The 15,010-nt window shown below is 31.0% G+C and carries 15 protein-coding genes; 10 read left to right on the top strand and 5 right to left on the bottom strand.

The features are described from left to right. Window positions 1-34 precede the first annotated feature (34 nt). The gene (locus tag CLRAG_RS17815; protein WP_065079635.1) at window positions 35-259 is read left to right on the top strand and encodes a PF20097 family protein; all 225 of its coding nucleotides are present in this window, start codon (window positions 35-37) and stop codon (window positions 257-259) included. A 342-nt stretch (window positions 260-601) separates the two neighbouring features. Further along, complete coding sequence (locus CLRAG_RS17810; protein ID WP_065079634.1) at window positions 602-778, top strand: H-type small acid-soluble spore protein; 177 nt, start codon at window positions 602-604, stop codon at window positions 776-778. Window positions 779-853: 75 nt separating this feature from the next. Here CLRAG_RS17810 and CLRAG_RS17805 read toward each other — a convergent pair whose 3' ends face one another. Both CLRAG_RS17805 and CLRAG_RS17800 read right to left on the bottom strand, forming a co-directional pair. Next, complete coding sequence (locus CLRAG_RS17805; RefSeq protein ID WP_065079633.1) at window positions 854-1,096, bottom strand: hypothetical protein; 243 nt, start codon at window positions 1,094-1,096, stop codon at window positions 854-856. Between the two features lie 223 nt (window positions 1,097-1,319). Beyond that, window positions 1,320-1,910 carry a DUF2238 domain-containing protein gene (locus CLRAG_RS17800; protein WP_065079632.1) on the bottom strand — a complete coding sequence of 197 codons (591 nt, stop codon included), beginning with the start codon at window positions 1,908-1,910 and terminating at the stop codon, window positions 1,320-1,322. Between the two features lie 202 nt (window positions 1,911-2,112). Between CLRAG_RS17800 and CLRAG_RS17795 the strand changes: the two genes are divergently transcribed. Together CLRAG_RS17795 and CLRAG_RS17790 are read left to right on the top strand one after the other, a co-directional pair. Then, a complete protein-coding gene (locus CLRAG_RS17795) occupies window positions 2,113-2,676 on the top strand; it encodes a spore coat protein (protein WP_065079631.1) in 564 nt (187 codons plus the stop codon). 99 nt (window positions 2,677-2,775) lie between these two features. Beyond that, window positions 2,776-3,315, top strand: a complete 540-nt coding sequence (locus CLRAG_RS17790) for a superoxide dismutase family protein (RefSeq protein WP_065079630.1) — start codon at window positions 2,776-2,778, stop codon at window positions 3,313-3,315. An 82-nt stretch (window positions 3,316-3,397) separates the two neighbouring features. Here the strand turns inward: CLRAG_RS17790 and CLRAG_RS17785 are convergent, their stop codons facing one another. Then, window positions 3,398-3,859 carry a DUF3189 family protein gene (locus CLRAG_RS17785; RefSeq protein WP_065079629.1) on the bottom strand — a complete coding sequence of 154 codons (462 nt, stop codon included), beginning with the start codon at window positions 3,857-3,859 and terminating at the stop codon, window positions 3,398-3,400. Window positions 3,860-4,008: 149 nt separating this feature from the next. On the opposite strand from CLRAG_RS17785, the gene CLRAG_RS17780 reads away from it, so the two are divergent. Both CLRAG_RS17780 and CLRAG_RS17775 read left to right on the top strand, forming a co-directional pair. Next, window positions 4,009-5,232, top strand: a complete 1,224-nt coding sequence (locus CLRAG_RS17780; RefSeq protein WP_065079628.1) for an SGNH/GDSL hydrolase family protein — start codon at window positions 4,009-4,011, stop codon at window positions 5,230-5,232. Between the two features lie 91 nt (window positions 5,233-5,323). Next, window positions 5,324-5,887, top strand: a complete 564-nt coding sequence (locus CLRAG_RS17775) for a flavodoxin family protein (protein WP_065079627.1) — start codon at window positions 5,324-5,326, stop codon at window positions 5,885-5,887. 303 nt (window positions 5,888-6,190) lie between these two features. Here the strand turns inward: CLRAG_RS17775 and CLRAG_RS17770 are convergent, their stop codons facing one another. Beyond that, window positions 6,191-6,493, bottom strand: a complete 303-nt coding sequence (locus tag CLRAG_RS17770) for a hypothetical protein (RefSeq protein WP_065079626.1) — start codon at window positions 6,491-6,493, stop codon at window positions 6,191-6,193. A gap of 74 nt (window positions 6,494-6,567) precedes the next feature. Further along, window positions 6,568-9,867, bottom strand: coding sequence for a cell wall-binding repeat-containing protein (locus CLRAG_RS17765; protein WP_065079625.1), 3,300 nt, complete (start codon window positions 9,865-9,867; stop codon window positions 6,568-6,570). A gap of 512 nt (window positions 9,868-10,379) precedes the next feature. On the opposite strand from CLRAG_RS17765, the gene CLRAG_RS17760 reads away from it, so the two are divergent. The 4 genes from CLRAG_RS17760 to CLRAG_RS17745 all read left to right on the top strand — a co-directional run bounded on the left by CLRAG_RS17760 (window position 10,380) and on the right by CLRAG_RS17745 (window position 15,002). Continuing rightward, window positions 10,380-10,574: an alpha/beta-type small acid-soluble spore protein gene (locus CLRAG_RS17760; RefSeq protein WP_065079624.1), complete on the top strand. Its 195-nt coding sequence runs from the start codon at window positions 10,380-10,382 to the stop codon at window positions 10,572-10,574. Between the two features lie 601 nt (window positions 10,575-11,175). After that, the gene (locus tag CLRAG_RS17755) at window positions 11,176-12,552 is read left to right on the top strand and encodes a PhoH family protein (RefSeq protein ID WP_065079623.1); all 1,377 of its coding nucleotides are present in this window, start codon (window positions 11,176-11,178) and stop codon (window positions 12,550-12,552) included. Window positions 12,553-12,928: 376 nt separating this feature from the next. Beyond that, window positions 12,929-13,942, top strand: a complete 1,014-nt coding sequence (locus CLRAG_RS17750; RefSeq protein ID WP_065079622.1) for a phosphodiester glycosidase family protein — start codon at window positions 12,929-12,931, stop codon at window positions 13,940-13,942. Window positions 13,943-13,976: 34 nt separating this feature from the next. Continuing rightward, a complete protein-coding gene (locus CLRAG_RS17745; RefSeq protein WP_065079621.1) occupies window positions 13,977-15,002 on the top strand; it encodes a hypothetical protein in 1,026 nt (341 codons plus the stop codon). Window positions 15,003-15,010 lie beyond the last annotated feature (8 nt).

Below are 15,010 nucleotides of genomic sequence, written 5' to 3'. Positions count from 1 at the left end.
TTAAAAATTTGAATTGAAAATAGGAGGATGTATGATGGAGTGTCCTTATTGTAACGGAAAAATGGTTAAAGGTCATATATATGGGGATAACTATAGAATGAAATGGCTGCCTGAAGAGAAGGAATTGTTTTTAGGAATATGGGCAAAAGGTGGAATTGGATTAGGCGAAACCGGTTGGATAGGAAGACCGAAAATTAAGGCATATATGTGTAAGACATGCAATAAAATTATCATTGATGTAGAACAAAATAAGGGATAATGAAAACCAGGGATTTCATTATCCCTAGCATCAAGATGTTTAGGAAATTCGAGTTATACAAAGTAAGCTGTATTGTGTAGTATAGGGGTTAAAAATAAAAAATTAAATGCTGGAGATTCATCATCTCCAGCATAAAGTAATACCAATATGTTAGAGAAAGAATATTATAGTTTGCATGAAACTTAGATATTTAATAACTTTAACATATTAATATCCTTATACTAATAGAATGTGCAGAACCTAAAATATTATGCTGGTAATTTGAGGAGAAACATCTTTTTGTTGTTAGAAGGTATAAAAAGTTTACTATATAAGAACCTATGTATATAGGAGGTGGTAAACTTGGATAAGAAAAGAGTAAAAGAAATAATTGAATCTAAAGGAGTTATAGAGGTAAAATATAAAGATAGTCCCGTATGGCTTGAAAGTATAAATACAGACGAAGATGGTAAAATACAAGTAAAAAATTTAAATACAAATAAACATTTTAATGTAGATATTGCAGATTTGAATGAATGAGTTTATTCTAGAATGTGCTAGGTAAAGCATAAAAAAATGAAGGAGAAATCCTAAGATTTCTCCTTCATTTTTTAGTTACTTACTCTTTTTCTGTCTAGATTGTTGATTTAATTTCTTAGTTTCATCTAAATTGTTGCTATTTAAAACATTTGAAAAAGAAGATGAACTTTTGCCTGAAACTTGGGAGTTTAATTGTCTAGCTTCTTGAACATCTGGACTATTATAACCGGTAGTGCTAGCAGCACTTGACATATTGCCATGTTTGGATTGTTTATTCAATTTTTTTGCTTCTTGAAGATTTTTATCATTTTTATTCATAATAATATCCTCCTTTAGTCTAATGGACTTATATAAACATTTTAGGTTTAATTCATATTGAATTATGCTACTCTAATATTTTGTCCTTGTAGCATTAATATATACTATAGAATATTACTGACTATTTTCCAGAAGAGGAAAATACATATATTCCAAATGTATTATGGTATATATATTATTACGGAAAATTATCACAGATTCACTTAATATATTAATAAGATTTTTATTTTTTTAAATTACGAAAATAATATATTATTGAAGTAATAAGGGCTGCTAGTACTTTTACAATAAGATCTGTTGCAGTGTCTTCGAGTCCACCTTTAACCATACTAGTTTCGAATAAATAATCTCCTATAAATTCAAACATTTCCCATAGGGTGCCTAAAGTGATTGAAAAGCTAAACGCAAATATTACAGTAAAAAGGGTAAATCGTTGTTTTGTAATTTTTTCATCTTTTCTAATAATTCCTTGTGTATAATACAATCCAATTATAACTGTATAGCTGCCAAATATAATATGAAGAAATAAGTCCCACCACCAAAATCTAAAATACAATTTCTTTATTTGTCCTAGATACTGTGCAAGAAATATAAATATTAATGTTACTAATTGAAAATTAGAAGGTAATACTATTTCCTTTTTATTAGCAATGTATGTAATTATAAAAGGAAGTGTAAGACATATAATAGTTAGTAGACACAAAAGAAAGTTTTTCCATTGACCTGATACAACGCTAATAATAGATGTAACCACTAGTAGTATTTCCAAAAAAACAACTAGTATAGTTGACAGCTTATTATTTTTCATATTCATTTGAATATTACTCCCCCTAGTATTTGTAATTATAAAAAAATTATAATTATTATTTTACGTATATAAGAAATTTATATACGTAAAATAAAAGCTTAGTATAGAAAACTAAAAATGATATAGTATAAAATAGATGTCCTAGTGGAAAATTATTTACTGCAGTAATGATTTTAAAATAACCAAAATTTGAATAGAAGGTAATATTATGCAATTAGCTGCTCATGAAGTACATGATCTACACGAATTAACTATAAGTTGTGTAAATTCTATAACAAATATGGCTATGTTTATAAATACAGTTCAGGACCAGGAATTAAAATCTATGATTCAAGCACACTTTCCGGCACATATCCAGGATTATAATATAAAGGTTGAATATTTAAGTAAAACTACAGGTCCTACACAAAAATTAAATGTACCATCTTTGGTTAAAACTTTACAGGATTATACTAAGTCACCAACTAATAATTTCCCATCAATTACACCGAGAACAGATATTCAACAGATGAACGATAGAGAAATAGCAACTGCATATCTGTTAACTCTAAAAAGGGCAGGAAGGGAATATGCGTGGTCTGCTATGGAAGCTAGCAATCCTGGTCTAAGAGAATTTTTAAAGGATGCGTTTACTATGAGCTGCAATCATGCTTATGAAGTTTGGCAGTACATGGTTAAAAAAGGGTATTATCCATTAGAGCCGGCACCTGAAAGTACAATAAATACAATGTCATCTATATATAAGGAAGTTCGTCAGCCTTCATTAGTTTAGTTTTAAAAGATCAGCGTGTTATTTAATGCGCTGATCTTTTTGTAACTATTTTTAAAGTTTTACATAACATAAATTGAAGTATTTAATTTGGAGGATATTATGCATTTTGACGAATATGAATGTCCCTTTATAAATCACAATTATTGTGGATATAGGGGTGATATGAATATGCATGCCACAAAAGCTATAGCTCATATAACTGGAGGACCTTTAGCTCCTAATATAAGAGGTACTGTAACTTTTACTCAGGTACGTGGAGGAACTGAGGTTTCTGTAGAAGTAAATGGATTACCTCCTTATAGACCTGCTATGAATGGAAATCCACCGATTGGACCTCATGGATTTCATATCCACCAAAACGGTACATGTGCTGTTGGTAATCCTGAAGAACCATTTAAAGCTGCAGGAGGACATTGGAATCCAACCAATCAGCCTCATGGCAATCATGCAGGAGATTTTCCAGTTCTTTTTTCAAATAATGGTTATTGTAGAATGACCTTCTTTACAAATAAGTTTAATGTTGCTCAGATTATTGGAAAATCGGTAATCATACATGAAAGTCCAGATGATTATAGAACTCAGCCTGCTGGAGCATCTGGTAAAATGCTAGCCTGTGGTGTTATTAAGGCAATGATGTAATTAAAAGAATGCTGCTAGAAGGGTAGAGGGATCTTTTATTTGTGTGAAAAGTTTACATATGAAATATCCCTCTTTTGACATATTACCTATTTTTCAAATTATTTTTAACACCTGTAACCATGTTGACTATATTCATATAAGCTTGTTGTGTACCTTTTGTTACTATTGGTCTTCCAAAACTTACCCAATGAAGCTTTCTTGAAGTATATCCTCCTATATTCATAAGTAAATTGACAGTTGGTTTGGTGTCTACAATAATAAGTTCATTAGTATTTTTGTTAAAAATAGAGTACATATCCATAATAGCAGGTATTACTATGTCTGGAGCATATTTTCTAGCTAAAGTGTATACGTCTGCGTTAAATTCATCTTTTCCAATATAAATTAGTCGTCCAAGATCCTTTTTTTCCATTTTATCAAAGGTCGGTAAATCAAGTAATTCTTTTTTACTTGGTATTCTATCCATTGGCAGGTTCCCAATATGTATATTGGCTGCTACGGCAGTAGAGTGGGCACCTCCCACGTCATGATATATGACTATCATAATTATTTCACCTACTTTTGTGATATCATAGATTTATTATTTTACAAAAGTATAAATATATTCACAATTACGTATTTTACAATGTATTTGGTGTATGATTTCTACATATATTAAAGAGAAACATTAAAAATAGGTAAAGGAGTATTAATATGCGTCAAAAGATATTAATCATTGTTTCTGCTGTATTTGCATATTTTGCCATGCTTTTTGTAAGTTCGGCAAAAATTAATGTAATAAAGAAAATTAAACCAACCCCTAAAAAAGTAATTCATAAAGAATCACCTTATGAAAAGTATGGATATAATATAAATGCAGGTTTGTTAAAATATAAAAATAAATTGAAAAATACAAGTACCCAAAAGGTAAGAATATATTGTATAGGTGAGTCCAATACAAGAGGAGAATATTCCAGCGATGAGATAAATAAATCTTGGGTTGGTGTAATGAAATCATCACTGCAAAATCAATTTGGAAATGCAGGAGAAGGCTTTATTAGTATTTATGAAGGTGCCCTTCCTTCTGGTACTAAACCTAGATGGAAACTAGGAACAGGTTGGAGTGTTTTTGGGGCCTCTAAAGAATTTACTTCTAATGTTGGTGGTTTTGGTGGATGCTTTGGAATTTCTAATAAAAGTATTTCACCGGCAACTTTAGTTTTTACTGGAACAAGTTTGGATTTGCTGTATTCTAAAGCAAAGGATGGAGGCACAGCTGTTGCAGCCATAGATGGGAAAAAAGTAGGCTCTATAGATTGTTTAGGAGAAACAGAAAGCTTTTCACACAAAGTTTCTTATTCAGGCTTAACTAATACAAGACATACATTAGTAATAACTCCAAATAAAACATCCAATATTTTTATAGAAGGTGCAATTGCCTCATCAAGCACTACAGGAATTGAGGTAGACAAGATAGCAATTTCTAGTAAAACGGCAAGTTATTTTACTACAGATACCACAAAGAAAATTTGGAATGTATTACCAAAGCCGGATTTAGTATTACTGTCTTTTGGAATTAATGAAGCAGGACGAGGTATTTCTGTTCAAGCTTACAAGGAAAGCATGATAAACTTAGTAAGCTATTGGAACGAAAGAGGTAGTGATGTATGCTTGGTGTCAAATCAAATGCCTGCTGAGACATGGACAACAAATTGGTCTGCTTATGTTATGTCTTTATACGAAATAGCAGATGCTTATAATACAGGTGTTATAGACATTTATAAAGCTTATTATAAGGATTATATTACTGCACAAAAGGAAGGTTTGTTTGGAATGGCTAAAAACGATTATTCAGGCGGAAGTGGAACAAATACAGCACATCCTAGTGACAAGGGTTATAAATATATTGGAGACATTATATATGGTAACCTGCAGTAATTTTAATGCTTTACAACCATTTAATCTGACTATATAATTGGATAAAGAAGAAGATAAAACCAGTTGTTAATGTTTACAAGGAGTGATAAAAATGGTTAAAAATATTTTAGTACTTACAGGAAGCCCAAGAAAAAATGGTAACAGTGAAATGATGGCAGATGCATTTATTAAAGGTGCTAGGGCCAAAGGGCATATTGTAACAAAATTTGAAACAGCAATGAAAAATATTAATGGTTGTAAGGCTTGTAATACCTGCTGGAGTAAGGGCAGCGCCTGTTCATTTCAGGATGACTTTAGTGAATTAGAACCACTACTTGAAAGTGCAGATGTGATTGTATTTGTAACACCTTTATATTGGTCTGGTATGTCATCACAAATAAAAGCACCAATAGATAGACTATATGCTTATGTATCACCTAATTGCAAACGTCCACTTAAAATAAAGGAAAGTGTACTTATGATTTGTGGAGAAGGTAACGAAGATGGTATGTTTAATGGAGCAATTGAAACTTACAAAGGTATTATTGATTATCTGAAGTGGAACAATCTAGGAATAATTACTGTTCCGGGAGTCGCAGATAAGGGTGATATTGCTAATACTAATGCTTTAGAAAAAGCCGAAAATCTTGGCATGGGTGTTTCTTTTACTTATTAGAGACAAGCCTTATTTATATAAAAATGGTATTAATTATTAACTCAACTTTCACAGTTTGAAAATATTGGAAAGCAATATTTTTGAGAGGACAGAGGACAGTGAAGGAGGATTTTTCTCCGCTGCACTACGAAAAATCTTTAATTAAATTTTTAATGACTCATTTCGCTAAAGCGAAATATTGCTGACTTATATAAATTTGCAGCTGTTTTGCATTAGCAAAACAAGCCTAAAAAATGCATTATAAAATGCATTATAATAGGTACTGGCAATTTGCTAGTACCTATCTAAGCTTACCTTTTAATATTAATACCAATCGTCATAATCACCATACATGATTACAGGGAATACGAATGGCATGAAAGGTCTATGCATCATTCTACGTCTTCTTCTACGTCTGCGCCTTCTACGTCTTCTTTTAGGTCTCCCGTGTCTGTATCCGTCGTCGTCAGGATCGAAGTCGTATTCATCAGGATCTTCGTCCTCGTATTCATCATCTATTGGTTCATCATAATAAGACATTGAGTAATATGGACATATATTTTGGGAAATATCGAAGTCTTCAGGATTTTCTTTACTACTGCTGTCGCTAGTAGAATTGATATTCATGTAATGCCTCCGTGAAAATATTTATATTATATACTATGTGTAAAATTGAAATTTGTTAATAAAATATAATTATTTTATTTAGAAATTATTGTCCTTATTCGCAAATCATATTTTGACGGAATGTAAACGGAATTTTCTCCACTGACATCTTTTTTACTTCTTATGTTAATATCTGTAGGGGACAATGCAGCATGAATGTCAATTTTATCTCCAGACTTTATAGAGCCGTCTTCAAATTTATAAGTTACATTTTTACTATTAACTGATACAGAGATAGGATTCAGTTTTCCACCAGTGCGTTCATTTGTAAATATAAAATCATCACAGTACAATCCATAAATACTATCGTCTATATCTTCATCAAATGCTATTGTTACAGAGTTATTTCCCGTGGTGCTGCTTGCAAACCACAAACTGAAATTAGTTCTTGGAGGAAGCAGCATACTGTATACCTTATCCAATCCTTCTTTTAGTGTACGTCCTGCTATATCTTTAGAAATCGGATTTTCAATTGTAAGTAGTGCATTAGCTCCAGCTGACTTCACCGTGTTTATTTTTACATTATCTTGAATTCCACTAGAAAAAGTAAGAATTACTTTACTTCCGTATACAGTACCACCATCAGGAGTCATCCCTGCAACTTTAAAGTCATTTAAGTTTAAATTGTCCAGATTAGAAGTTAGAATAAACTGTACTTTCAGGTCATCACCATTGTAAAAAAATTTTACAGTATTTGAAACAAGAGATGGCCCTGTACTATAATCTCTACTTATGTTATCAACATAGGCTATTCCTGATAAAGTATTTAGAGATTTATCCTTAACATATTCTACACCTACTTTGAGTACATTATTTTCTGAAGTCCCATAGCTTAATATATAATTAGATGGAAATTTAATTAGAACATAAGTATTATCTTCACCAGGAGTAATCACTGCATTATAAGGCAATGTTTCAGTATCACCTGTACCATCTAAAAAATAATAATTTGAAGAATTTTTTAGTGAATCTATATCCATGGGTTCATTGAAAAAAATAACTATTTCTTGAGGATTATCTGATTTTTCAACTATAGCTGTAACTTTGGGATCTATGTTATCTATTCCATTGAAAGTTATAGTATAATCATCCATCACATTAGGCTTTAAGTTAGTATCAATGATATTTTTAATAACTAAAGTGTATGTTACATATGTTAAGGCATTATCTCTTATAAATTTTATATTATAGGTATTTGTATTGTCATTATTAACTCTGGTAGCAGGTATTATTTCATCAATTTTATAGCTTATGTCTCTTCCATCAGAATCAAGCAATTTATAATTTGATTTATTGGTTGCATATATATTCATTACATATTGGTTGAATTTTATATTTATTGTTTGACTGTCGAGTATTTCAAATTGTGCAATTTGTGGTTTTACAGCATTATCTTCAACTTCAAAACTTGTACTGGAATTGTCATATATGTTATTGCCATAGGCGTCTTTAATATTGTTTGAGACACTTATAATATTACTTCCAATATTAAGTAAAGAATTTATAATTTTTATTTTAACAACTTTATCATTTGATCCCTGACAAAAATCTATGGAAGAGGAAGTTAAGGCATTTCCATTTATTTTATAATTATTTATATTAAGTGCGCTTTTAGTATCCATGGATCTATTGTAAGTTATATAAATAATTCCATCTGTAGTATAATTAGCTTCTGCAATTTGAGGATTGTCCTTTAATGAATTAACATTAAAATTTATAGAAGTTTCTTCTGTAGGAAATCCTGCAGCGTCATCGAACTGTTCACCTGAGATCCCCCGGGGAATTTTAAAAGTATTGACACCTTTTTTAAGGGGTGTATCAAAATAAAGTACTACTTTCATTGACCATATGCCTGATTTTTCATAAAAAGTACTTAAGGATGTATTTAATCCAAGGCCTACTATACTTTGACCATTGATTTTCATAGAAGATAGATTATCTGTCTTTATTCTTATTGGTTCTGAAAATTCGAGTATTAGTTTATTACTGCCGTACAACGTTAGTGCTTGTATTTTAGGTGCAGTTATGTCTAGAAAGATAATTTCCTTTTCAATTTTAGGTGTTATGACATTTAAATCCTTATCTAGCACAGTGCTTTTTACAGTAAAAATTATGTTTTTATATTGTGAATACGGGTTTGCAAGGGTAACTAGTACAGTTCTATTGTCATCTTGCAGCGAAGCTGAAGATATATTGGTGGTAAGGTCAATTCCGTCAATTTGATAATTCCCAACAAATTCAGCTGTTTCTTTATTGATTTCAGTATTGAATGTAATTTTAATTTGATTTAGTCCATTTGTAGTTATTGAAACAATGTCATTGGAAATTGCATTATTTATCTTTGAGATAATATTATCAGAAATAACGTTTTTGCCACCTATGGCATTTAAGTCTGTTAAATTAGTTGCTTTATTTTTTATGTAGTTTAATGCTTCCTCTGTAGATGGGGAATTATCACCATCTACAAGCACTAATGGTGATGACCATTTACCAGCTAAAGAAGAGGCTATAAGAGGATCTGGAAAATCTTCTCCACCTGCATTTGCTATAAACAGCTTATCATTTTTTAATATATCCTGGTATTCATTTAACATATTTAAATTGGTTCCAAATCTGTTAGCTCCACCATTTACTCTTTTCACAGCACCTATTTTATTATACATATTGTCATTTAATACATTTTGTGTACCAATAACTGTAACATTTGAATTGTTATTTTTAATAAAGGTTAAAACTGGTTGCATTGAGTCGTCATCATTGTTTCCAAGTAAAAGAATTTGTCCTTTGGCTGCTGCTATAGGTGCAGCTGATAGGGCATCTGAAAATCCTTTCCCTGAAACAAGCATTACATTTAGAGGATTCACACCTAATTTGACTAATTCATTAGCAACAGATACATTGGTTTCGTATCTATTTTTTCCACTTAATTCTATTAAATTGTAACCATAATTTTTAAGTTCATCTCTTATATTTTGTGATACACAGGAGACTCCTCCTATAATATATATGTTTTGGGGTTTTAAGATGTCTAATGCAGATTTAGTATATGAATTAAGTAAGTTAGAAGTAGTTAAAAGTATAGGAGCATCTAACTTTTTTGAAAGGGTTACCCCACTTACTGCATCTGCATATATTTCACCACACACCAATACTACATTTTTGCTGCTAGTCCAATTTGTAGTTGCACTTTTAGCAGCAGTTGCATATCTATTAAATTCTCCTATCCTAGAAACCTGCCCAGAAGCAGCGTGAACTGATTTTGGTATTAAGTTTAAGAAACAAATTAGAAATAAAAATACGATATTTATTATAAATCTTCCATAACTTTTCCACATTTTACAATGCTCCTTATAAGGCATTTTCAAAGAAATAACTAGTCAGTATGCTAGCCTATTTTCTTTCAAATGCCTAATTGATTCTAAATAGTGTAACTAATTTAATTGTAATTGTAATCTAGTATCTTCACAACTTATAAAATCTAGTATAAAATCTACTATTATGAAAATGATTATTTTTTATCCAGATTATTTTTTATGAATATTTACATAATGTATATGGTGTCATATTGTTAGAAATATTGGGTAATATAATAGTGTCCTAGGGAAATGACCTTAGCGAAAATGGGGATAGTATAATTATATGTATCTATTGAAAGAGGTAAGTGCTGGTAGCTAACGGTGCTTACTTTCTTATTACAAAGCAGTAAAAAATTTAAAAACATTTATGTTTATTAGCTTATATTGCAACAAGTACTAAATATTCATTCAATTACCTGGAGTAATTTTTTTAAAAATGTAGAAACTTTAAATGTAAGCAGTAAAGTTTACTATAAAAAGGAGTGAGTACTATGACAAATAGTAATAATCCAGTAGTTCCACAAGCTAAAGCAGCATTAGATCAATTTAAAATGGAGTCAGCTAAAGAAGTTGGAGTAAATTTAAAGAATGGTTATAATGGAGATTTAACTTCAAGAGAAGCAGGCTCTGTAGGTGGAAATATGGTTAAAAAAATGATTCAGGCTTATGAACAGAATTTAAAGTAAATATATGATAAAAAATCTGTACTCTAAATTAGGGTACAGATTTTTTATTAGAATTAAGACATATTGAAAAAATAACTAGACAGTATGCTAGCCTATTTTGTATCTTTGACTTGTTATTTTGCTTCATATACCTAAGTTAATAACATTTTAATTCATAAAGTATTAAAAAAGTAAATAAATATTTAATATATTTGACACCATATTGTCACATATAATAGTTAATATTAACAATATACCGATGAAACAAAGATAGCATAATATTTTGATCCCCAATTATTATATTATGAAAGATAGGCACTGGTTATTACTAGTGCTTATTTTTTGTCCGATGACTACCTGCTCTAATACTCCCACTTCTCCAAGTTGGAGTAAAGAGCAGTTACGTCCCTGGATAACGATTTCTCCTAAAGGATAACGCATTCTAAGTACTGAAGCACTAAGAATCCTGTTAATAAGCATCAGGTGGAGTCAAAACTCCATCTGATGCCAAGAACTCTGTTTATGTAGATAATTCAAAATATATTTTGAAAGTTTATGAAATTTAATTCATTTATATATTTAAATGAATATATTATAATAATGGTAGAGGGGAGGAATGGCTTTGAAAAAAACTTATGTTTTAGACACCAATGTTATTTTGTATTCACCAGGGGCTATATTGACTTTTGATGATGGAGATGTGGTTATACCTGAAGTAGTACTGGAAGAGTTAGATGGATTTAAAAAGAATAAAAATGATCTTGGTGCCAATGCTAGGTATGCAGCTAGGCTTATAGATGACTTTAGAAAAAGCGGTAAACTTAACCAAGGAGTGGACTTGCCAGGTGGTGGAAAACTAAGGGTTGAAATGAACCACTATGATGTACAGTTGCCCCCAGCTTGGGACAAAAGCAAACCGGATAACAGAATAATACAGGTGTGTAAAGGCCTTAAAGAAAGTGGTGAAAATGTATGTCTGATAACAAAGGACATATTTGAAAGAATTAAGGCTGATATAATAAATATAGAGGTAGAAGATTTCTATGAAAAAGTTGTTCCCGAAGATGAAAGTCAGTATACAGGAAGGATAGATGTATATGCTTCAGAAAAGGATATAACAGAATTTTATAGTAACAAATATATGAAAGTTGATAAAATAACTTGTTATAATGAGGATAATGCAGAATACTTTGATCCACCTCTTTATGTAAACGAGTTTATTATAATACATTGTTTAAGTAATCCTAAACAGACTGCCCTTGGAAGATTTGACGGTAAAGAAATAGTTTCACTTTGCTTTAAGGATAGTACACCTCTTGGAATAGTTCCAAGAAATGTGGGACAGAAATTTATGTTGGAGGCACTTTTAACAAATGCAGAAAAGGCTCCACTTGTCATAATAAAAGGTCCTGCAGGAACTGCAAAAACTTTATTTTCACTGGCAGTAGGTCTCCATAGTATAATGGAAGAAGACAAAGGAAAGTATAGAAAGATGCTGGTATGCAGACCTAATGTTACTATGGATGAAGATATAGGATTTCTTCCAGGTACAGAACAGGAAAAAATATCGCCTTTTATGAGACCGATATTAGACAATCTAGAAATATTAGTGGATTCTGATGAAAAAGAAAGATATAAAAATGAAAAGGAATTAGCTGATAAAATAAGAGAATTATTTGACAGGGGAATTATAACTACAGAGGCAGTAGGTTATTTAAGAGGAAGATCTATTGTGAAAAATTGGCTTGTAATTGACGAAGCCCAGAATCTAACTCCAAAACAGGTAAAAGCAATTATAACGAGAGTTGGATCGGGTACAAAATTGCTTTTAGTAGGGGATCCAGAGCAAATAGATCAAGCTTTTTTAGATTCAAGATCAAATGGGTTGTGTTATGCTTCAGAAAAAATGAAAGGAAGCAAGTTATGTTATCAAATAACTTTGAAACATGATGAATGTGAGAGGTCTCCTCTTGCATATGAAGCGTCAAAGAGATTGTAAATAGGAAATATAATTTTTGAAATAGATCGAAAATTAAAAAAACATATTTATAATTTAAAATTCTATTCAAGAGCACTTTGGTGTTAGAAAATGGTTATATACTGAACACCAAAGTGACTTTTTTATTTAGTCCTTTATCCGATGACTACCCGCTCTAATACTCCCACTTCTCCAAGTGTGGGTAAAGAGCGGCTATGTCCCTGGATAACGATTTCTAAGCATCAGATGGAGTTTAAAACTCCATCTGATGCTTAGAACTCTGTTTATATTATATAAAGTTTTTAGTATGTTCATAATTATTTCTATTTAAAAATTTTATCATTTATTGTACAATATTGAAGGATGTATTTTTTTTAGAAAGGAAAGGTTTTAACATATGAAGAAGGGGAAAATTGAAGGCAAAAAGAAACGGCCAGTTTGGAAACTCATACTGTATTTCATATTATTTGAGTTTATATTTACCGGGATGACTGCTCCATTTTTAGTATTTTACGGTCCTTTTGAAAATGTAAAGAAAACAGTAGTAGGCGCAGCCATGACTACTTTGAGCCATCAGTACATAGCAAAGATGTTTTTATCGGATAGTGAAATACAAAAAATACTAAGTGAAAACAAACCTAAAAATATAGAAAAAGATGATTCACCTTTAAAATTTGAAAATAAGCATGATAGTAGTATAGAAAGGGAAGAAATAAGTGATGGAAGAAAGTTTAAAGGTTATATGCTTATAATACACGATCCGACTAGAGTTAAGGTAGGATACAGTAAAAAATTAGGTGTAGCTGGAGAACTTACAAGTCAAATAGCAAAAGATCATAATGCTGTAGCTGCTATAAATGGGGGGGGTTTTACAGATAGTTCTTCTAGTGATAGTGACAGTAAGTGGACGGGTACAGGAGGAAAACCTACAGGTGTACTTATGAGCGATGGCCAGATTGTTGCCAATGATATAACTGATCCTGATGATAAATCAAGAGGTGTAATGGCACTTACAAATAAAGGAGAACTTATAGTAGGACATCACAGTTTAAACGAACTGAAAGAGAGGAATGTTACAGAAGCTATATCTTTTGAACCTGCCTTAGTAGTGGGTGGAGAAGGTACCATAAAATCTGGTGACGGTGGTTGGGGAATAGCCCCTAGAACTGCAATAGGACAAAGGTCAGATGGTGCTATTTTATTTCTTGTTATAGATGGACGACAAACTAAAAGTATTGGTGCTTCCCTGAAGGATGTTCAAAATATAATGCTTCAATATGGTGCAGTAAATGCTACGAATTTAGATGGAGGTTCTTCTTCAACTATGTATTATGAAGGAGATGTAATAAACAACACTTGTGATCCTCTAGGTGAGAGATCAGTGCCATCAGCTATTTATGTAAAACCATAGAAGATTATTAGACAATATTAAAGGGGAGTAAAGGATGAAAATTTTCAAGAAAATTACTGTTTGGATAATTATATCTCTTGTAGTACAGTTTGCAGGATTGTTTTATATAAATAATTATTTTTTATCCTCTCAAACAGAGATAAAAACCAAAAAAATTGTAAAGAGTGAGCCCAAAAAAGCAGATGTTGTTATAAAGGTACCAGAAGATGCTAATAATATTAGTGTTTCCTTTGATGGTAGGTATCTGGCATATTGTGAATCAAGTGTTTTGAAAGTAGTGGATACAAAGGACGGAAATGAAAAAAATATAGAATTTAAAGATGGAGTCAAGGTATCTTTTTATAAATGGCAAAAAGATAGGGATAGAATACTTATAGCAGAAAAAGAAAGTTCTGATGACGGTTCAAAATTTGAATTATCATATTATGAAGCTGGTAAGGATATAAAAGAAAATATAAAAGCACTGGATTGGACAGATGAAAAAGCTAAAATTGATGATATAGAAGAATCTCCTTTTACCAATGTTATATATGTTAAGATGGAAAGCAGCGGGGAAAGGACAAATATATATAGAATTGACATAATGAATGAAATGCAAAAAGTAACTACAAGATCTTATATGGTAGGTAATATGGGAATATTATCTTTAGATGATAAACTTATATATGAAGATAAAGTATACAGTAAGATATATGTTACAGGCGATGATAGGTCACTTACGATAAATGGGGTAGAAAATCCTGTTTGGGTAGGAGTAGATGAAAATGACAAAATATACATAGCTGATGAAAAGGATAATAAAATATCAAATATCTACTGTGGAACTATAAATGACAGTGGAAGTAATTATCAAAACATAAATTTGGGCCAATCTGTAAATAAGAATGACGTGTTTGTTATGCCTTCAGGCAAAATATACATAAATGACAATTTAAAAGGTATTGTTACAGAAGTTACAAGTGGAAAGCAATATGTATATAAAGGAAATTTTGTGCAAATATATGAAGGCGGAATTGCATCAGTAAATGGTGGAAAGTTGCAAAAAGTAACGTTAAATTAGTAAAAAGA

Source organism: Clostridium ragsdalei P11, assembly GCF_001675165.1.
Lineage (GTDB): Bacteria > Bacillota > Clostridia > Clostridiales > Clostridiaceae > Clostridium_B > Clostridium_B ragsdalei.
The sequence above is the reverse complement of the archived record's forward strand: the minus strand, read 5'-3'. Positions and strand labels throughout refer to the sequence as shown.